The sequence below is a fragment of the Paenibacillus sp. 1SOY10 genome (assembly GCF_056836745.1).
In genome coordinates, this window is the sequence record NZ_JBXENK010000002.1 from 329,777 (window position 1) to 348,334 (window position 18,558).

General features: G+C 50.4%; 19 protein-coding genes. 12 read left to right on the forward strand and 7 right to left on the reverse strand.

The window, feature by feature from the left end; translation table 11 throughout:
- Positions 1-35: 35 nt before the first annotated feature.
- From AC1VOR_RS07350 to AC1VOR_RS07375, 6 genes are read left to right on the forward strand one after another with little or no spacing between them, the layout of a single operon-like run.
- The gene (locus tag AC1VOR_RS07350; RefSeq protein WP_482616885.1) at positions 36-1,616 is read left to right on the forward strand and encodes an ABC transporter substrate-binding protein; all 1,581 of its coding nucleotides are present in this window, start codon (positions 36-38) and stop codon (positions 1,614-1,616) included.
- Between the two features lie 17 nt (positions 1,617-1,633).
- Positions 1,634-2,578, forward strand: coding sequence for an ABC transporter permease (locus tag AC1VOR_RS07355; protein ID WP_482616886.1), 945 nt, complete (start codon positions 1,634-1,636; stop codon positions 2,576-2,578).
- Positions 2,579-2,587: 9 nt separating this feature from the next.
- Positions 2,588-3,406 carry an ABC transporter permease gene (locus tag AC1VOR_RS07360; protein ID WP_482616888.1) on the forward strand — a complete coding sequence of 273 codons (819 nt, stop codon included), beginning with the start codon at positions 2,588-2,590 and terminating at the stop codon, positions 3,404-3,406.
- Positions 3,407-3,419: 13 nt separating this feature from the next.
- Entirely contained in the window at positions 3,420-4,415 is a 996-nt protein-coding gene (locus tag AC1VOR_RS07365; protein ID WP_482616889.1) for an ABC transporter ATP-binding protein, read from the forward strand.
- Positions 4,412-5,410, forward strand: coding sequence for an ABC transporter ATP-binding protein (locus AC1VOR_RS07370; RefSeq protein ID WP_482616890.1), 999 nt, complete (start codon positions 4,412-4,414; stop codon positions 5,408-5,410). The genes AC1VOR_RS07365 and AC1VOR_RS07370 overlap by 4 nt, the downstream gene beginning before the upstream one ends.
- Positions 5,407-6,219, forward strand: coding sequence for a metallophosphoesterase (locus tag AC1VOR_RS07375; protein ID WP_482616893.1), 813 nt, complete (start codon positions 5,407-5,409; stop codon positions 6,217-6,219). Before AC1VOR_RS07370 ends, AC1VOR_RS07375 begins: the two co-directional genes overlap by 4 nt.
- A 202-nt stretch (positions 6,220-6,421) precedes the next feature.
- Here AC1VOR_RS07375 and kduD read toward each other — a convergent pair whose 3' ends face one another.
- Genes kduD through kduI form a run of 3 tightly spaced genes read right to left on the reverse strand, consistent with a single transcriptional unit; the run spans position 6,422 to position 8,842 of the window.
- On the reverse strand, positions 6,422-7,174 hold the full coding sequence (gene kduD / locus AC1VOR_RS07380; RefSeq protein WP_482616895.1) for a 2-dehydro-3-deoxy-D-gluconate 5-dehydrogenase KduD: 753 nt from the start codon (positions 7,172-7,174) through the stop codon (positions 6,422-6,424).
- Between the two features lie 53 nt (positions 7,175-7,227).
- On the reverse strand, positions 7,228-7,977 hold the full coding sequence (locus AC1VOR_RS07385) for a DeoR/GlpR family DNA-binding transcription regulator (RefSeq protein WP_482616896.1): 750 nt from the start codon (positions 7,975-7,977) through the stop codon (positions 7,228-7,230).
- Positions 7,978-8,008: 31 nt separating this feature from the next.
- Positions 8,009-8,842, reverse strand: coding sequence for a 5-dehydro-4-deoxy-D-glucuronate isomerase (gene kduI, locus AC1VOR_RS07390; protein WP_482616897.1), 834 nt, complete (start codon positions 8,840-8,842; stop codon positions 8,009-8,011).
- 307 nt (positions 8,843-9,149) lie between these two features.
- Here kduI and AC1VOR_RS07395 point away from each other — a divergent pair, with 307 nt between their 5' ends.
- The 6 genes from AC1VOR_RS07395 to AC1VOR_RS07420 all read left to right on the forward strand — a co-directional run bounded on the left by AC1VOR_RS07395 (position 9,150) and on the right by AC1VOR_RS07420 (position 14,828).
- Positions 9,150-9,812, forward strand: a complete 663-nt coding sequence (locus AC1VOR_RS07395; RefSeq protein ID WP_482616899.1) for a bifunctional 2-keto-4-hydroxyglutarate aldolase/2-keto-3-deoxy-6-phosphogluconate aldolase — start codon at positions 9,150-9,152, stop codon at positions 9,810-9,812.
- 37 nt (positions 9,813-9,849) lie between these two features.
- Positions 9,850-10,632, forward strand: coding sequence for an SDR family NAD(P)-dependent oxidoreductase (locus AC1VOR_RS07400; RefSeq protein WP_482616900.1), 783 nt, complete (start codon positions 9,850-9,852; stop codon positions 10,630-10,632).
- Between the two features lie 133 nt (positions 10,633-10,765).
- Complete coding sequence (locus tag AC1VOR_RS07405) at positions 10,766-12,229, forward strand: spore germination protein (protein ID WP_482616901.1); 1,464 nt, start codon at positions 10,766-10,768, stop codon at positions 12,227-12,229.
- Positions 12,230-12,265: 36 nt separating this feature from the next.
- Positions 12,266-13,483, forward strand: coding sequence for a Ger(x)C family spore germination protein (locus AC1VOR_RS07410; RefSeq protein ID WP_482616902.1), 1,218 nt, complete (start codon positions 12,266-12,268; stop codon positions 13,481-13,483).
- Positions 13,480-13,704, forward strand: a complete 225-nt coding sequence (locus AC1VOR_RS07415; protein WP_482616903.1) for a hypothetical protein — start codon at positions 13,480-13,482, stop codon at positions 13,702-13,704. Before AC1VOR_RS07410 ends, AC1VOR_RS07415 begins: the two co-directional genes overlap by 4 nt.
- Before the next feature lie 17 nt (positions 13,705-13,721).
- Complete coding sequence (locus AC1VOR_RS07420; protein ID WP_482616904.1) at positions 13,722-14,828, forward strand: GerAB/ArcD/ProY family transporter; 1,107 nt, start codon at positions 13,722-13,724, stop codon at positions 14,826-14,828.
- 51 nt (positions 14,829-14,879) lie between these two features.
- Here AC1VOR_RS07420 and AC1VOR_RS07425 read toward each other — a convergent pair whose 3' ends face one another.
- Genes AC1VOR_RS07425 through AC1VOR_RS07440 form a run of 4 tightly spaced genes read right to left on the reverse strand, consistent with a single transcriptional unit; the run spans position 14,880 to position 18,556 of the window.
- Positions 14,880-15,965, reverse strand: coding sequence for a GerAB/ArcD/ProY family transporter (locus AC1VOR_RS07425; RefSeq protein WP_482616905.1), 1,086 nt, complete (start codon positions 15,963-15,965; stop codon positions 14,880-14,882).
- 6 nt (positions 15,966-15,971) lie between these two features.
- A complete protein-coding gene (locus AC1VOR_RS07430; RefSeq protein ID WP_482616906.1) occupies positions 15,972-16,202 on the reverse strand; it encodes a hypothetical protein in 231 nt (76 codons plus the stop codon).
- Positions 16,203-16,211: 9 nt separating this feature from the next.
- Positions 16,212-17,453 carry a Ger(x)C family spore germination protein gene (locus AC1VOR_RS07435; RefSeq protein ID WP_482616908.1) on the reverse strand — a complete coding sequence of 414 codons (1,242 nt, stop codon included), beginning with the start codon at positions 17,451-17,453 and terminating at the stop codon, positions 16,212-16,214.
- Positions 17,450-18,556 (reverse strand): GerAB/ArcD/ProY family transporter, encoded by a 1,107-nt coding sequence (locus AC1VOR_RS07440; RefSeq protein WP_482616909.1) that lies wholly within the window; start codon positions 18,554-18,556, stop codon positions 17,450-17,452. The genes AC1VOR_RS07435 and AC1VOR_RS07440 overlap by 4 nt, the downstream gene beginning before the upstream one ends.
- Positions 18,557-18,558 lie beyond the last annotated feature (2 nt).

The following is an 18,558-nucleotide window of genomic DNA, read 5'->3' on the forward strand; positions in this document are numbered from 1 at the left end:
AAAACATATTGGATCATGGAGAGGAGCAAATCATCATGAATTGGAACAAGAAGTGGGTTGCAGGATTATCGACAGTCACCTTGCTAGCGATCATTATTACAGGGTGCGGAGGGAACGCCACTCAGCCTGCTCCAACGGGCAATCAGCCCGCAAACACGGGAGCAGCGACAGAGAAGGAGCAAACAAAGATTAAGGAGGGAGGAACAGTCAGAGTATCCATTGCTACAGAGCCTGATAATCTGGACCCTTACCTCTCGGCGGCTACCGATACGAACTCCATGATGGATAACGTGTTTGACGGCTTATTTGAAGCGGGAGAGAACGGAGAGCTGGTTCCGGCCATTGCAGAATCTTATGAAGTCTCGGAGGATGGTCTGACTTATACATTCAAATTAAAGCAAGGCGTAGTATTCCATGATGGTTCTGCCTTGACCTCGGAAGATGTCTATTACTCTTACGCCAAGCTGGCAGGACTGGATGGACAAGAACCGCTGTCGTCCAAATTCTCCGGTGTAGACAGTATAGAGACGCCGGACGATCATACGGTGACCATCAAGCTTAAGGGTCAGGATGCGGCCTTCCTGGCGGCAAACATCGCAGCCATCGTCCCGAAAGATTATGACCAGCAAAGCCAGCAGCCCATAGGGGCGGGACCGTTCAAATTCGTAGAATACCAACCTGGACAGCAGTTAGTGCTAGAGAAGAACGCCGACTTTTACGATAAAGAACGGACTCCCAAGCTAGATCGTGTAGAATTCAAAATCATGCCGGATGCGAATTCCTCAGTGCTGGCGCTGCAAGCCGGTGATATTGATATGGTCCCTGGTGTAAGCGCGCAAGGCGCTCTGCAATTGGGAGACGGTTATAACATTGTGTCTGGTCCACAAAATATGGTGCAGTTGATGGCACTTAACAACTCGGTAAAGCCGCTGGATGACGTTAAGGTTCGCCAAGCTATTAATCTGGCCGTAGATAAGAATGTCATTATTCAAACCGTATCTGATGGGAATGGGACTCCACTCGGCTCCAACATGAGCCCGGCAATGAAGATGTATTATCAGGAAGGACTGGAGGACCGTTACGCGCCAAATGTGGAGCAAGCCAAGGCATTGCTGAAGGAAGCGGGTTATGAGGACGGATTTGATTTGACGATCACCGTACCCTCCAATTATCAATTCCATGTGGACACAGCCCAGGTAATTAGTGAGCAGCTTAAGCAGGTAGGTATACGTGTAACGCTGAAGCAGATTGAGTGGAGCAGTTGGCTGGAGGACGTATATAACAATGCTAAGTATGAAGCTACTATTATCGGCTTGACTGGTAAGCTGGACCCTCATGAGGTGCTGGGACGGTATGAGTCCACTTATGCCAAGAACTTTTACAAGTTCAGCAACAACGAATTTGATGCTCTGATTGAGCAAGCTCGTACGGAACTGGATGAGACGGCACGCGCCGATCTCTACAAGCAGGCTCAGGAATTACTGACAGAGCAAGCCGTAGCAGTATTTATTATGGACCCGAGCCGGAATGTAGCCATGAAGCAGAACCTGCAAGGCTTTAAAATGTATCCCGTGCAAAAGTATGACTTCGCCGCCATGTATTTTACGGAAGAATAGTTTAGGGGACATGCATCTTGAGATTCTATATTCGGAAACTGATCATGCTAGCCGCTACTGTGCTGCTCGTATCAGTCATTACCTTTCTCGTATTTCAGGTTCTTCCCGGTGATCCCGCCCAGATTATTCTGGGCGTGGATGCTGATCCGCATCAGTTGGCTGCGTTGCGGCAAACGATGGGTCTTGATCGTCCGGTGGCAGAGCGCTATATGACCTGGATTAAGAACGCCGCTGTAGGTGACTTGGGTCAATCGTTGCGCTACCAACGACCGGTGGCAGATATTTTAGCTGAGAGGGTACCCGTTACCGTTTCTCTGGCCTTATTTTCTCTGACGCTAACCTTGGCGATAGGGGTTCCCCTGGGGACTCTCGTCGCCAGAAATGACGGGAAGTGGCCGGCGGTATGGCTGTCGGCACTGACGCAATTGGGGGTAGCGATGCCGTCCTTTTGGCTTGCTTTTATCCTGATTCTGGTCTTCTCGGTTACTTTCCGCCTGTTCCCGACATACGGCTACATCCCCTGGGGCGAAAACCCGTTGGGGGCGTTGCATTCTCTGTTCCTGCCTTCCCTGGCGCTAGCCATTCCCGGGATTGCTGTTGTCACGAGATATCTGCGCAATACGCTGCTGGATCAAAGCCGGATGGACTACGTGCGGACTGCCAGAAGTAAGGGGCTGAGGGAGAAGGGCATTATGTACCGTCACATCTTGCGTAATGCACTGATTCCGGTAGTGACGATCATTGGTCTCATCATTACCGATACGCTTGGAGGCAGTATTGTGGTGGAGAATGTGTTCGCACTGCCGGGGCTGGGTAATCTGCTGATTACTTCTATTGGGACACGTGATTTGCCCTTGGTACAGACGCTGGTATTGTATATTGCTATTTTGGTAGTCGGGATCAACTTCGTTGTTGATTTGTTGTATAAGGTGATTGATCCCCGTATTCGATTAAAAAGGTGAGAACCCATCATGAACGTTAAAAATTGGCTTCGCAGCAAACCGTTGATCATTGGCGGAATGCTGGTCATCTTGCTACTGCTCTTTATGGTGACGGGGTTATTCTATACCCCTTATGAACCTAATGAAATGAATACGGCGATGAGGCTGGCTCCGCCGCAAGCCAGTCATCTGTGGGGAACGGATAACTTTGGCCGGGATATTTTCAGCCGAATTATGGAGGGAGCGCAGACAGCGTTCCTCATCGGCGTGTCCTCTGTGTCCATCGGTTTGGCCTGTGGGCTAATTATCGGCGCTGTTGCGGGTTATTTCGGCGGCTGGCTGGACGAGGTAATCATGCGGTTTATTGATGCCATGCAGGCATTCCCTGGTATTTTGCTGGCGATCATGCTGGTCTCCGTGTTTGGCCCTGGGCTGAATAATACGATACTGGCGCTTGGGTTGATGAGTATTCCGTCTTTCTCACGGATTGCTCGCAGTGGCTTTATCCAATATAAGGAATTTGATTTTGTGAAGGCCTCTATTGCGAAAGGGGCAGGGCCTTGGCGAATCATCATTCGGCATATTCTCCCGAACATGGTCTCTCCCTTGATCGTTGCAGCTTCCCTGGGCTTCTCCGGCTCCGTGTTGGCAGAGGCTGGGCTTAGCTATCTGGGGCTGGGTGTCCAGCCCCCGGACCCAAGTTGGGGGCGAATGCTAAGTGAAGCGCAGCCGTTCATTGTTAATGCGCCGTGGTATGTCATTTTAACCGGGGTAGTGCTGACGGCTATGGTTCTGGGCTTTAATTTGCTGGGCGACGGCATTCGAGATGTTTACAACAAGAAAGGCTAGGAGGGGAAAAGCGATGGGAACGGCACTATTGGAGGTAAGGAATCTTGAAGTGGCCTTCTCCGGCGGGAAAACCTTATATCCGGCATTGCAAAGCATTTCCTTCACCTTGTACGAAGGAGAAGTGCTGGGAATCGTGGGAGAATCCGGCTGTGGCAAGAGCCTGACCTCATTGTCCGTTATGGGGTTGTTGCCCGGAGGGGCAGAAGTCACCCAAGGAGAAATCTGGTTGGAGGGGACGAACCTATATGCCTTAAGTGCGGAGGAATGGGGCAACGTACGAGGCAAGCAGGCGGCCATGATCTTTCAGGACCCCATGACGGCACTAAATCCACTAGTCCCTATTGGCAAGCAAATTGCCGAGACAGCACTGATTCATATGAGAATCTCACGCCAGGAAGCACGGGAGCTTGCCCTGGATATAATGAAGCGAGTTGGCTTGCCGCGCGTGGAGCAGCTATTTCGCGAATACCCTCACCAATTGTCGGGCGGGATGCGGCAACGGGTCATGATCGCGATGGCACTGATTTGCCGGCCGCAATTACTGATTGCGGACGAACCTACAACGGCACTAGATGTGACCATCCAGGCGCAGATCCTTAGCTTGCTGAGGGACATGAAGGAAGAGACCGGAGCAGCCATGCTGTTCATTTCCCATGACTTGGGCGTCATTCGCGAGATTAGTGACCGGGTGATGGTTATGTATGCTGGTTATGTGGTGGAAGAAGCTCCAGTGGAAGAATTGCTGAACAATCCAAAACATCCTTATACCGTCGGCTTGCTCAAGTCTATTCCGGATATCGGCCATAAAGATCAGCCGCTGCATACTATTCCGGGCCGTGTACCTGCTCTTGCCGAACGCGGGGGCGGCTGTCCGTTCGTTGGGCGATGTCCCCATGCAGAGAACATTTGCGCTGATAAGGTTCCCTCCCTCACGGAGCCAACGGGCAATCACTGGGTTCGCTGTCATTTGTACGAAGGGGCGACTATGGAGATGGAGGTGAGCTTATGAGTACCGCCTTGGTCGAGGTGGAAGAACTGGTTAAATATTATCCGGTTCCCCGGCAAGGTCTGTGGGAAAGCCAGCAATATGTCAAAGCGGTGGATCATGTCTCGTTCACGATTCATTCAGGGGAGACCTTTGGTCTAGTGGGAGAAAGTGGCTGCGGCAAGTCTACAACAGGGCAAATGCTGGTTCGGCTACTAGAGCGGACGGAAGGCAGTATTCGTTACCAGGGAACAGATATCGGCGGATTGGACCGCCGGGGAATGAGGGCGCTGCGCCGCGACCTGCAAATTGTATTTCAGGACCCGTATGCCTCCTTGAATCCCAAGAAGCAGATTGGCTGGATTTTAGAAGAGCCCCTGGTCATTCACCGGATGGGTGATAGGGAGGAAAGACAGAGAATTGTAGCTTCTGCCTTGGAGCAGGTAGGACTGGATCAGAGCTATCTGAAGCGATATCCCCATGAGTTAAGCGGTGGGCAGCGGCAACGGGTCGGCATCGCCGCAGCCCTTGTCCTCAATCCCAAATTTATCGTCATTGATGAGGCCGTGTCCGCCTTGGACGTGTCCATTCAGTCACAGATTCTCAATCTGCTGAAGGAGTTGCAGCAGAGCCTGGGGCTGACGTATCTATTTATCTCCCACGACCTGAATGTCGTGCAGTATATGAGCGATCGGATTGGAGTCATGTATCTGGGGAAGATGGTGGAGATTATGGATGTGACGCAAGGAAGTCACGAACCTCTGCATCCGTATACGCGAGCCTTATTTTCCGCGATTCCCCGGGTTAAGAAGGTCGCGGGCGAGCGCATTTTACTCCAGGGGGACCTGCCAAGTCCGGTTGACCCACCCCCCGGTTGCGCCTTTCATCCGCGGTGTCCTTTTGCCATGGAGAGATGTCGGCAGGACCAGCCCAAGCTAACGCCTCAATCGGCAGGGAATATGGTGAGTTGCCATCTATATGCAGGAACAGAATCAGACCTAAGGAGAGAGATAGGATGAACATCGGAGTTATATCAGATCTTCATGTAGATTTAAACGAACAGCAAGGAGATATCCCGATTGAGCAAGCGTTGTTGCAAGTAGTCCGGGAACGGGAATTGAATCAATTAATTATCGCCGGGGATATATCCAATGACTTGCACATCAGCTTGAAGGTTCTTGAGGAGTTGCGTGAGGCCAGTGGCATTCCGGTATTATTCGTGCCTGGCAACCATGATTACTGGAGCAAAGAAAATGGAATTACGGATACCTGGGAGATTTATAGAGCCTATCAGAACTTTTCCGGCTGTTTAAGCGAACGTTCTTATACGTTGAATGAGCAATGGGCCGTCATTGGTAATACCGGATGGTATGATTACACGATGGGGGAGCCTAAATATGGAACGGCTGATTTTGAGGAAATGATGCTGGGGGAACGTACCTGGCAGGATAGCATTTACGTAAAATGGGGAAGAAGCAACGTGGAGATGCATCGTTATTTCTACGAAACGCTGGAGCAGGAGTTGATCAAGCATCAGGGCAAGCAGATTATTCTCGTTACCCATATGCTGGGACATCCCTTCTTCAAGGTGCCGATGCCGCATCCACGCTGGGAATACTTCAATGCCTTTCTCGGGAGTACAGAATACACGGATTTATATGAAAAGTATAATGTTCGATACGCTGTGATGGGGCATGTACATTATCGGAAGCAGCAGGTTCATCAGAATACGGAGATGATCTGCGCTTGCCTGGGATATCGTAGAGAATGGAAACAGGCAGCCGCCGTCGAAGAGATACGGAGCTGCCTGCAAATAATCTCTGTTTAAAAAGCGCGATGAATTATTAGGGGCCTGCGGCCGATATGGGCTTCCACTCGCTGTTAAACCCGGATTTTCTTCAATGCTTGAATCTGACAAGGGTAAAATCCGAGTTTAAAGGCGACCGCATTCGCTGTTCCAGCTCCATATCGGCTCTTCGACCAAGGGTTCATCACACTTTTAAACGTTAGTGTAAGTGTAAATGTAAGAACTAGCGTGCCATCCAGCCGCCGTCCACGCAGAGGATATGGCCGTTCAGATAATCGGCAGCCGGGGAAGCCAGGAATACCGCCGGACCTTTAAGGTCCTCAGGGGTTCCCCAACGCTCTGCGGGGATGCGATCGGTGATAGAATTCTTCCGGTTCTCATCCGCGCGAATTTGGGCCGTGTTATCCGTGGCCATATAACCTGGCGCGATGGCGTTGATTTGCAAGCCATGGGCCGCCCATTCATTGGCGAAGGCTTTGGTTAAGCCAGCTACGCCATGCTTGCTGGCGGTGTAGCCCGGAACATTGATGCCCCCTTGATAGGATAGCATCGAGCAGATATTAATGATCTTGCCACTGCCACGTTCAATCATATGGCGACCGGCGATTTGAGATAGTAGAAATACCGTATTCAAGTTCAGATCAATAACATCGAACCAGTCTTTCGTCGGATGGTCCTTCGCCGGAGCGCGGCGAATAATCCCTGCATTATTGACCAGGATATCAATCTGCCCGGTCAATTGAAGGGCTTGATCAAAAATGGATTGAAGCTGGTCATGGTTACTCAAATCCGCAATAATCTCGGTAGACTTCTGCCCCAAGCTTTCAATTTTGCCCACTGTCTCTGCACTGCTGCCCAGAGAAACATTCACAACATGGGCACCGGCCTCAGCTAGTCCGACGGCAATGCCTTGTCCGAGTCCGCTTGCCGCTCCCGTAACGAGAGCTGTCTTTCCTGACAGGTCAAACAGTTTCATTGGCTTACACTCTCCATTTCAAAATGATAAATTAGTGCCTTCAGCATGTATTTCTATTCGATGGTCACGTTGGAGTTTGCGTATAACCGAGCTGTTGCGGGAGTTAATCCTTGATCCGCAATAATGCGGGTCACCTCGTCTAGCCGAGCGAAGGTACGTAGTGCCGTCTGGCCGAATTTCTGGTGGTTCATAACGGCGATGACCTCGCGGGAGGTTTCGATCAAGGCACGCTTGAAGGCGATGAGATCGCCGGTATAGATGGACAAGCCATGCTCCGGATGGATGCCCGTTGCTGAGACGAACGCCTTCTGAATGTTAAGCTGCCGGATATAAGTCGCAGATTCCGGACCAGCCAGCATGTTGCGAACCCGGTAGCCACCGGGTACGACCAGCCGAATCTGATCCTTGGCAGCCAACTCACTGATAATGTAGACGTCGTTAGTGACCACGGTGAGCGGCCGATTATCCAGTCGCCGGGCGATCTCCAGCGTAGTGCTTCCCCCATCCAGGGCAATGATATCCCCATCTTGAATATGAAGAAGCGCTTTGCGGGCAATTTCTTTTTTCTCCTCGCCATGCTTGGCTAGCGGCTCCCTGGAGGGTAAAATGCCGTACTGATCGCTTTGGGCGAGTATCGCGCCGCCATGCACCCGCATCAGCAAGCCTTGCTCCTCCAACTTGGCCAGATCTTCGCGAATGGTCTTGCCGGTAACGCCTAGCTGTTCGCTTAATTCTGCCACTGTTACTTCTTTGTGCGTCAGCAGAACCTCCATAATTTTCTCGTGCCGTCGAATTTGGCTCATATCTACTTCACTCTTCCATCAGGTAATGCCCTTATTTTAAGTCCTTCATGGCAACGCTGTCCATGTCGGCATACGCCTTGTTATCGCCGGCCATTCCCCAGATAAAGGTATAATTGCTGGTGCCTACTCCGCTATGAATCGACCAACTTGGCGAAATGACGGCCTGTTCATTGTGCATAACGATGTGGCGGGTCTCGTCAGGCTCACCCATAAGATGGAATACAACGGCATCCTCTGGCAGATCGAAGTACATATAAGCTTCCATGCGGCGGGGATGGACATGGGCAGGCATCGTATTCCACATGTTGCCGGTCTTGAGTTGAGTCATGCCCATAACCAGTTGCGCGCTTTGAATGCCCGTCTCATGAATGAAACGGTGTATCGTCCGCTCGTTAGAGTTCTGAATAGAGCCCAGGGCGCCGGATTCTGCGTCATTCAGCGTGGTGATGGCAGTTGGGAACGCTTGATGCGCCGGAGCGGAATTTAAATAGAATCTGGCCGGATTAGCGGCATCCTTGCTCTTGAAAATTACTTCCTTCGAGCCTTGACCCACATACAGACAATCCTTGTTGTTCAACTCGTATTCCTTGCCATCGACATCAACCAGTCCAGGGCCACCTACATTGATCGCGCCGAGTTCACGCCGTTCAAGGAAGAAGGACACTCCCAGTTCCTTCAAGTCTGTCTCCAGCTTAACTTCCTGATCAACCGGTGCGGCTCCGCCGATAATGAAGCGATCCTCATGAGTCAACACCAGCTCCAGACGGTTAGGAGTAAACAGCTTGGGTACATGGAATTCCTTACGCAAACGCTCAGTATCAAATGCCTTGACTTCATTCGGATGGGAAGCATAACGCCGTTCCATACGAAAACCTCCTCTTTATGTTCGTTTATGTTTATTTTGTTTATATATGTTCATATTAATCTCTTTTGGTTTATTTGACAAGTGCTTTACACACTGACAAGGAGATAATTAATATTTAAAATAGAAGACAAACCTTCTCGATGCTGAAAACCTGACCTTTTGAGCTTGTCCTTCAGGTCCGCAATATTTCAGAAGGAAAATAGCCGCTTGCAGCGAATGATATATTGGCAAGACAACGGAAATGGCGTGCTATTCATTCATCATGAATAGGGTTACATATATTTCATAGGGAAAAGAGGAATGTCAGATGAAGAAGCTGCAACTTGTTCAGAAAATTGTGGAGGAAGGCGTTGTCGCCGTATTACGCGGTAACTCTCCCGAAGAAATTGTGTTGATGGCCGAGCAAGCGATTGCCGGCGGGATCAAGGTTATTGAGATCACGATGACAACTCCATTTGCTTTGCAGGCTATTGAGAAATTGTCCCGCAAATATGCCTGGGATGCTGAGGAAGAATCGGCTTATGCCATCATTGGCGTAGGAACTGTGCTTGATCCGGAGACGGCTCGGGCAGCCATCCTGAGCGGGGCGACATTCGTCGTAGGCCCATCCTTGAATCCCGCGACGGTTGCTTTGTGTAATCGGTATCGCGTGCCGGTTATGCCGGGGTGCATGACTATTAAGGAAATCCAAGAGGCGCTGGAACTGGGTGCGGACATTGTGAAGCTCTTTCCGGGCAACCTGTACGATCCATCCATGATCAAAGCCATCAAGGGTCCATTGCCGCAAGCGAACATTATGCCTACCGGCGGCGTGTCGCTCGATAATCTTGGCGACTGGGTTGCCGCGGGTGCAGTTGCCGTCGGGATCGGGTCGGATCTGACCAACGAAGCAGTCAAACAGCAGAATTTCTCACTCATTGCCCGTAAGGCGGCGGATTATAAAGCTGCTTACCTGAAAGCAAGGGGTTAATGCAAATTAAAGGGTAGAGGCTAAGGAGGGATAGAGCATGGATTTAGGCCTACGTGGCAAGCGAGCCATCATTACCGGTGGTAGCCAGGGAATTGGCCGAGCCACTGCATTGCTGCTGGCCGAAGAAGGAGCCCGGGTTGCTATCGTAGCTCGGAACGAAGGGCCGTTGCAAGAGGCGGCGGAGCTCATTCGGGAGCGGACAGGAACAGCGCCGCTACTCATCACGGCTGATGTCTCCCAGGAAGCGGAGGCTGGGCGTGCTGTTGAACAGGCGGCCAGAGAATTCGGAGGCATTGATATTCTGGTGAACAACGCGGGTACTTCTGCTGCCCAGCCGTTCGATCAGCTTGATGCGGCAGCCTGGACTGCTGATCTGGATCTTAAAGTATTTGGAGGTATTCATTTCGCTAAGGCTTCTATTCCATATATGCGGAAGGCTGGTGGCGGTTCTATCCTGAACGTGACCGCCATCGGCGGGAAAACGCCGGGAGCTTCCTCATTGCCTACCTCTGTCAGCCGCTCGGCAGGCCTGGCCTTGACCAAGGCGATGAGCAAGGATTTGGCCCGCGATAACATTCGTGTGAATGCTGTCTGCATCGGTCTGATTCGCAGTGCCCAAATCGAGAGAAGATGGCAGAAGATAGCGCCTCAGCTCACCTGGGAGCAGTTCGCCGCCGATCCGCGCCACGGTATTCCGCTTGGGCGCATAGGCCAGACAGAGGAGGCTGCGCGAGTCATCGCTTTTCTGGTATCGTCCGCCGCCTCGTACGTTACGGGGACAGCGGTCAATATTGACGGGGGAACATCTGCCGTCTTGTAGCTTTCTGATAGAATGATGAGACAACGTAGTCCCGCCCGGGAGAGGGCGGGACTATTTGTATTGCCCGATTCATTCATGCATACGAAGCTCGTACCCGGGTGATAATAGCAAAAAAAGAAAGGCAGGAGACGATATGCCGAAGGGGCGAGCGCACTCAGAACAGAAAGAGAAAGGCATTTCGGCCGATATTCGTCGCTTTATCGCAGATGTGCAGGGCATTTTGGGGCAAAGTCCGGATATTATTTACCGGGAAATGATGGTGTGGGGAATTCAGGCTGTTATCGTGTATGTGGATGGCATGGCTGAGCCCAGACATTTGCTGGAGGCTATCTTGGATCATGAGAGTCGGCTCGCACCTCAAGAGCATTCTCCCGCAGGCTATCTTGAGGTATTGCGTACAGAGATGATTCCGCTGGGACGGGTAGCTGGCGTCGATTCTTATTCGCAGATAACCGCCGAGCTTCTATCCGGAGATACGATCGTTTACATAGATGGAGCTGCATGCGCGATTAGTGTGGGCACCCGTGATTTGAAACAGCGCGGCGTAGAGGAGGCTACTTCGCAATCTGTGGTTCGTGGCCCCAGGGAAGGGTTCACCGAATCGCTGCGTGAGAACACGGCGCTGGTACGTAGAAGAATTCAGAACCCCCGGTTGCGAATTGAAGAGCGCAGGCTGGGTGAAATGACTCAAACGGATGTGGCCGTGATGTACCTGGATGGAGTGGCCGATCAGGGTGTTTTGGAGGAATTAAGAAGGAGGCTGGACGCAATTCAGTTGGAGAGCATTCTGGAGAGTAATTATATTGAAGAAATGATTCAGGATCGGCGATACAGTCCGTTTCCAACGGTGTATAACTCCGAGCGTCCGGATGTCATTGCTTCAACAATTCTGGAGGGACGCATCGCCATATTTGTGGAGGGTTCTCCCTTTGTTCTTGCTGTCCCGGCCCTGTTCCCGCAATTCTTCCAATCCAGTGAGGACTACTATCAGCGCGGTGATTTCGCCAGTATGGTCCGACTTCTCCGTTACCTCTGTTTCGGTATCGCCCTGCTCACACCATCGGTGTATATCGCCATTACTACCTTCCATCAGGAAATGATCCCTACTAATCTGCTGGTGAGCTTGATCGGTCAGCGCGAGGGGGTTCCTTTTCCCGCATTTATTGAGGCTTTGATTATGGAGATTACATTTGAAATATTGCGGGAAGCCGGTATTCGTCTGCCCAAGTCCATCGGTCAATCCGTATCGATTGTAGGGACACTCGTTATAGGCCAAGCGGCAGTTGAAGCGGGGTTGGTCTCGGCAGCCATGGTCATTGTTGTCTCTATTACGGCGATAGCCAACTTTGCGCTTCCAGCTTTTAACGTGGGGATATCGGCCCGGATGCTACGGTTTATACTTATGGCAATATCCGCTTCATTCGGGATGTACGGTATTATTATTGCCTTGATTGTGTTGGGGATGCACCTGTGCAGCCTGGAATCATTGGGGGTACCCTATATGACATCGATGGCTCCGTTTCGTTGGAAGGCTCAGAAGGATACCTTGCTGCGCGTATCTCGCCGGGAGGCGAAGAAATACTTCGGCAAAGCTTAATATAAGGAACAACCTCTATAAGCGGGTGATGGATGAATGAAGATGCAGAGATATGCCTGGCTAACGGTGATACTCTGTGCCAGTCTTGCTATTTTACCAGGGTGTTGGAGTAAGAAGGAGCTTAATGAATTGGCTGTGGTGATGGCGCTCGGGGTCGATTTGCAGGAAGATGGCGGCTATGTGGTGTCTGCCCAAGTGATGAACCCAAGCGAGGTCGGTTCTCAACAGTCGGGTTCCTCAGGCAATTCGCCAGCCGTTACGTATAGTGCAGTGGGCAAGACCATTCCGGATGCCCTTCAGCGTATGCTTAATGTTACGCCGCGGATGTTGTATTTATCGCATATGCGTGTGCTGGTATTCGGTGAGGAGATGGCCCGTCAAGGCATCAGCGATGTGCTGGATTACATCTCACGTAATCATGAGCTGCGTACAGACTTCTATTTGCTGGTAGCCAAAGGGATGGATGCTGCGGAGATTCTTCAGGTCGTTACGCCCTTCGAGCATATTCCATCGAATTCATTGTATTCCTCCATATTGATCTCCAACAAGGAATGGGCTGCGATGGGCAAGATTACACTTCAACAATTCATTACGGAACTGGATCAAAGCGGCTCCAATCCGATTATGTCAGGGGTCGAACTTCATGGGGACCCGAAGACAGGTAACAAGCTGAACAACGTGAAGAAAATTAAACCGGATACCATGCTGGAAAATGCGGGCTTGGCGGTATTTGTTAAGGATCGCCTAGTTGGCTGGGTGGGGGAAGCCGGGAGCAAGGCTACAAATTATGTCTTGAATGAAGTAGAGATGACTTCAGGATACGTGCCCTGTCCCGGCGGAGGCATCATCGGTGTTGAAATCACCAGCGCGAGGAGCAAACTGGAAGTTCACCTGGACAAGGAGGAGCGCCCGCAGTTCGTTGTTCGTTTGAAGGCTGAAGCCAATCTGGATGCCGCTCAATGCTCTGCCGATTTGAGTAAGGTAGAATCTATCGAGCAAATCAGCAGAAATTTAGAACATAAGCTAACCTCTTTGCTGGAGGGCGGCATCCATGAAGTTCAGCAGAAATACGGTGCAGATATATTCGGCTTTGGAGAAGCGCTACACCGAAAGTATCCCAAAGTGTGGGAGAAATATAGAGAACGTTGGGAGGACAGCTTCCGCAGTATGAAGGTTCAAGTATATGCTGATGCAGAAATTCGCCGCATTGGTTCCATCGTTCAGCCCGCCAGAAGGGAGATGGAACGCAGATGATGTGGAGATTGATGCTATTACTGCTGCTGGTGGTTGCCGGAGCTGTGCAAATTCCTTTTTTGCTTAAGAACCGCTCCAAACGTGATCTTGTTCTGTTTTGTGTGTTCCTGGGGATAACCATAGCATGGCTGTTCAATGATCTTGTTGAGGGACCCAGCCTCAGGCCGCTGGATTGGATTCGTATTGCCATGGAGCCTCTTAACATGCTCAACCCTAAATAAAGTCAGGAGATATCTCAATGAAATCTAAGCAAATCTCCCCCGGCCAGATGCTCATACTTACGTTCGGGCTTACGGTGGGTACATCGATATTGGTCACGCCGTCGGGGCTGGCGCATGTCGCCAGGGAGGATGCCTGGCTTGCTTCCTTGTTCAGCTTATTGATCAATTTGCTGTTGGTGGGCCTTTACATTCTCTTGTCACGGATGTATCCGGGTAAGAATCTGTTCGAAATCAACGAAGCTGTTATGGGCAAATGGGTAGGCAAGCTGCTTTCCCTGCTATATCTCTTTTACTTTTTGATTCTGACGGGCACGTTGCTAGGAAATCTGGGCTTCTTTCTGACGAGCGAGATGATGCCGGAGACACCCATCGAGGCTGTACAAATCATCTTTCTTATGGCCGCAATCATGTGCGCTCGGCTAGGTACGGTCATTCTGGCGCGGGTTAGTCAGCTGATGTTCCCCTGGATCGTGGTTTTGTTCTTGATTTTGGTGCTGGCTTTACTGCCGCAAATTGAATGGAATCATATCAAGCCAGTTCTCGAAGCGGGCCCGATGCCCCCTCTGAAGGCGGGATATCATTCTGCAATGTTCCAGGAGCTTATTGTGCTGCTGGTGTTCTTGCCGATGAGCAGCGGAGGGAAGAAAGCGGAGGCAGGATTTTTGGGAGGGTCCTTGCTGGGGGCTCTGTTCCTGGCCATTGTTGTGGTACTGAGCGTGCTGGTTCTGGGTATTGAGCAAGCGGAGAACGCCACGTTCCCGACTTATGCCCTGGCCAAGACAATCAATGTCGGCAACTTTCTACAACGCTTGGAGGGCATTTTAATTACGATTTGGATCTGTACATTTTTCATCAAAATTTCACTGCTCTATCTCTCTTTATTGAAAGGCCTAGAGAAGGTATTTGGATTATCAGATAGTCGTTCCTTGATTACGCCGATGGCTGTTCTTTTTCTACTAGTTGCCTGGCATACGTATATTAACACCGTGTATGTCGCTGATATCATTCAGCGCGTATGGGCTGGTTACGCCCAGTTACATCTGTTGCTCATTCCGCTCGCCCTTGCTTTGGTTGGATTCGTCCGTACTCGGATGGCAAGGCATCGCAAAGGGCAAAAAGCCTAGATCTAAAAAGCGGGACATCCAGGCTGTTAGCCACACTTTTAGACGTAAATGTCACGAACGTCTACGAATTAGCAGCAACGATAAAATGAGCACAGGAATGGCGATTTGGAACAGCATGTCCACCTTCAGGCTAGGGCCCAGACCTACGGCGAAGTGCTGCGCATAATTCCGTTCAATAAAGGAAGAGGCATAGATGAGCAAGCCAAGGGGAATGACCCAGAGCTTGCCCGAACGCTGAGTAAGCTCAGCGATGCCACGAACAGCACAGAAGAAAAATAAGGTCATTTTCATAAGCAGTCCATAGAACAGCAAAATCGTAACCACTAAATCCAGCCGTTCAATGAACAGAAAATGGGATAATGTACGGGCCGACTTCAAAAAGGGAAGTTGGCTTGTTGTCGCGATGGCTGGACCCAGAATCGCCATGTTCAGGACGTTCATGAAGATCAAGAACAGGCTGACGGTGAAGTAGCCGAGCAGCGTGCTTTTGACAGGGACTCCATCTTGATTCCACAAGGGCCATATCATCAGGAAGACCAGCATCTGACCGAAGGGAAAGGAAACAATGTCTGGCAGGGCAGCCCGGACGACAGGGAGGAAGCCTTGCTCCAGTACCGGCTGCAATTTGGTGAAGTCAACGGTTCCTAACGTCAGTAGCAAGGTAATCAGCACAGCATACGACAACATCATAAAGGGGAGCAGCAACTCAGGCAAATTGAATACGATTTCCGCTCCCTTAGAAATGGCATATCCTCCTATGCTGACAAAGATGAGCATAGTAAGAAACATGGGGGTCTCCGGCAGCATCACCAGCTTGGCGAGTTCTCCCAGGTCACGCACATTACGCATGGACTCATAGGCAAAATAAAGGCAGTAAAGTATCCCGATTGTGATACCGGCAATACGCCCGAACCCGCGCTGCAACATATTTATCCAGCTTGAACGGGGGGAACGCTGCTGAATCCAGAGGAACACCAGCAGCAGCAGGAAGCCGGCAAGCGAACCAATAGACATGGCGATCCAGGAATCCTGCTTGACTTTCCCGCCTAACAGAAACAGGGGGGTGCTGCCAATCTCAAATAAAATGACCATAAAGAAGATTTGAACAGAGCTGATCCTCTCCTGATGTTCTTTCACAAGACTTTATCCTCCTAACCAACGGATAATCGCTCGTCCAAGGGGTTGGAACACATTTAAGTAAGGCGTGGACAAGCTAATATGTGGCACACCGATGATGTTACATACATGCAGGTAAGTGCTCCAGCCAATCAAGACAGTGTATAGCAACCACTTTAACAACCGCCGCTTACCTTTAATTTTTCGAAATCCCCATATCAGCAGGGCAGCATCAATGACGATAATCCAAATCAGCATGGCCAATCCTCAATTCTGTTCCACCGATTTATAAGACTTGCTGCTTAGGCCGAAACGATTGATATCTATGGACACGGAGGGACGGATTTCGATCTCCTTAAATACCTGATCCCAACTGTTATCCGCCTGAATTTGCTTCCAGCGTTTCGGATATTTGGAATGAATTAACGTAGCAAATTCCGTGACATCGGCATTAAGCTCCTGCACGGCCCGCCATCCCGCATTGACGTACTCCAGAACTTCTTCTTCAATGCTCTTCTCCAGCCGGGCTAATTCGCTGGCTTTGCTCAAATCAGCCTTACCTCCGGTCTCTATCAACATGCCTTCTCCTCTGATGCCAACATGCATAACAAAATGATCATTGTCCCAAACGGGCTTGACCACGGTTTTGGATTCTACCAACGAGAAGGTCGAGTCCTTCTTCTCCTTCTTGGGGTCCGAAGAGAACGGAATGCTGGCAGCATTGATCTGGTTCCGCAGAAAGGTTAGGCCGAATGCCTGCTTCGTATTCAGCCAGCCGACAAAACGATCTTCCTTCAATACCCCAAGCCGCCCCAAGGTGATACGGCTAGGTAAATCCGTGACCTGAGTATCCTCGACCTTATCCATGACTTCGGCCTTCGTCAGCTTAATCTCTGGCACCGTGGCACAATGTGAATCAGAAGACAGGGCCATGGTCAATTCGAACATTCGTGTACCAGGATAATAGGAGGTCAGCCTGCTCTCCTGCTGAATCATTAATTGAATGCCCATTCCCTGGTTCTTCGTTACCTGCATTAATTGTTCCAGCACATCGCTGGCTTCCCGTTCGCTCAAGAAGACAAACAGGGTTTCGCTTTCATCCGGCTTACGCAGGAAAAGATCCAGCAGGGCAGGTAAGCCCTGATCCACCGCTTTGACGTTAATGATAGAAATACGTGAATGGGAGAAAAAGAGCTGCCGGGTACTTGTAAGGTTGCTTCGGGCCACCGCTTCGGTCACTGTTGATCCTCGTTCGGTGAAGGTTAGAAAGGGTGGGGAGATCGACGAGCCTCCACTAGAACCGCCCATGCTACTGGTCGAGCTGGGGTTGATGATCTGGTAGGTGACGCGCCATTGGCCGTCCTCCCAGTCATATGCCGTGCCCGAGACAATGCCTAACTCGTCAAGCTCACGGTCATCCCAACAACCACTGAGCGTTACTGCCGCTAGACATAGGCTTAAACCCAGGTACAGGACTTTTTGGCCGCGTGCCCAAGTCAGCTTTATCATGATGGAGTTTCCTTTCTTTTGGATTTTAATTTGCCAGCCATTAAACTGTACAAATAGATAAGTGTGGGCAGGATCAGATTCACCAGCATCATGATGGGAAAACGCCCCTCTGCATTCAAGGCGGTCAGCTTGGATGGGTCCTTCCAGGTGTACAGGCATTCTGCGCAAATGACCATGAGAATACCGATGAGGTAGGGCTCCTTCTCTTTGACGCGAAACGTCTGCTTGAAGCATTCGAGAGTAACGAACAAGAAGATACCCAGCTTGAAGTAGATGGAGAGCATCCAATAGGATATGAACAAAATGTCGAGATTCTCCAGGAAGTTGCCGATATGGACGACGCTCAGCGAGATAAAGCCAGGATACGAAGTAGCCTTGATGTAGTTGGACCCAAAAATCATGAGCATTTCACACAGGTTCATAGTCATAAGTACGGTAATAATGAGCAGGGCCCTGTGGCCGATGCGTCCTGCTTGTTTGGGATCTTTCAGATAAGGGGCAAGGAACAGCAAAATTGCCACCTCGGAATACCAGGTCACCGGAGTCATGCTGCCCAGTAGCAATTCCCGATAGGAATGGTCAAAGACTGGAAGCAGCCGATGAATATCCAGATAATTCTTCAACCCAAACCAGTAAATTGGCAGAACAATGAAGTATAGCAAAAAAATCATGCTATTGACTTGACTGAGTGTGGCAATTCCCTGGTGCACCATATAGGCAGCAATCAGTAGGGAAATAATAATGATCACGAATACCGGAGTTTTAAACAATACGTTGTCTTTAAGGAAATTAACAAACTCCCGCAAAATGGAGGAGGAAGCATCCAGGTAATACTGCAGTAAAATCAGTCCCAACAACGTAGATACAACCGGGGAACTGACCTTGCTGACCCATTCGAGGAACGGAGCACCATCGTTATGCTTGATGATGAGTCCAATGATGACCGCCATGGCAATTCCTGTTGCGTAAGCAAACAAGACCGCCCAAGGCGAATCTTGGTCAAGATAGGTCACAATAATTGTGGGCAGAACGATAAAGGCCGTGGGTACAATCGCGTTAAAGATCAAGAGGACTGCATTCCACGAGCTGATTTTGGAATCCATGT

Excerpts from the sequence above, each read along its gene's own strand:
- kduI (WP_482616897.1), bottom strand. The coding sequence starts at position 8,842 with ATGGAACGGCGTTATGCTTCCCATCCGAATGAAGTCAAGGCATTTGAT.
- AC1VOR_RS07365 (WP_482616889.1), top strand. The coding sequence starts at position 3,420 with ATGGGAACGGCACTATTGGAGGTAAGGAATCTTGAAGTGGCCTTCTCC.
- AC1VOR_RS07350 (WP_482616885.1), top strand. The coding sequence starts at position 36 with ATGAATTGGAACAAGAAGTGGGTTGCAGGATTATCGACAGTCACCTTG.
- AC1VOR_RS07435 (WP_482616908.1), bottom strand. The coding sequence starts at position 17,453 with ATGATAAAGCTGACTTGGGCACGCGGCCAAAAAGTCCTGTACCTGGGT.
- AC1VOR_RS07440 (WP_482616909.1), bottom strand. The coding sequence starts at position 18,556 with ATGGATTCCAAAATCAGCTCGTGGAATGCAGTCCTCTTGATCTTTAAC.
- AC1VOR_RS07360 (WP_482616888.1), top strand. The coding sequence starts at position 2,588 with ATGAACGTTAAAAATTGGCTTCGCAGCAAACCGTTGATCATTGGCGGA.
- kduD (WP_482616895.1), bottom strand. The coding sequence starts at position 7,174 with ATGAAACTGTTTGACCTGTCAGGAAAGACAGCTCTCGTTACGGGAGCG.
- AC1VOR_RS07420 (WP_482616904.1), top strand. The coding sequence starts at position 13,722 with ATGAAATCTAAGCAAATCTCCCCCGGCCAGATGCTCATACTTACGTTC.
- AC1VOR_RS07385 (WP_482616896.1), bottom strand. The coding sequence starts at position 7,977 with ATGAGCCAAATTCGACGGCACGAGAAAATTATGGAGGTTCTGCTGACG.
- AC1VOR_RS07395 (WP_482616899.1), top strand. The coding sequence starts at position 9,150 with ATGAAGAAGCTGCAACTTGTTCAGAAAATTGTGGAGGAAGGCGTTGTC.
- AC1VOR_RS07410 (WP_482616902.1), top strand. The coding sequence starts at position 12,266 with ATGAAGATGCAGAGATATGCCTGGCTAACGGTGATACTCTGTGCCAGT.
- AC1VOR_RS07415 (WP_482616903.1), top strand. The coding sequence starts at position 13,480 with ATGATGTGGAGATTGATGCTATTACTGCTGCTGGTGGTTGCCGGAGCT.
- AC1VOR_RS07430 (WP_482616906.1), bottom strand. The coding sequence starts at position 16,202 with ATGCTGATTTGGATTATCGTCATTGATGCTGCCCTGCTGATATGGGGA.
- AC1VOR_RS07400 (WP_482616900.1), top strand. The coding sequence starts at position 9,850 with ATGGATTTAGGCCTACGTGGCAAGCGAGCCATCATTACCGGTGGTAGC.
- AC1VOR_RS07370 (WP_482616890.1), top strand. The coding sequence starts at position 4,412 with ATGAGTACCGCCTTGGTCGAGGTGGAAGAACTGGTTAAATATTATCCG.
- AC1VOR_RS07375 (WP_482616893.1), top strand. The coding sequence starts at position 5,407 with ATGAACATCGGAGTTATATCAGATCTTCATGTAGATTTAAACGAACAG.
- AC1VOR_RS07405 (WP_482616901.1), top strand. The coding sequence starts at position 10,766 with ATGCCGAAGGGGCGAGCGCACTCAGAACAGAAAGAGAAAGGCATTTCG.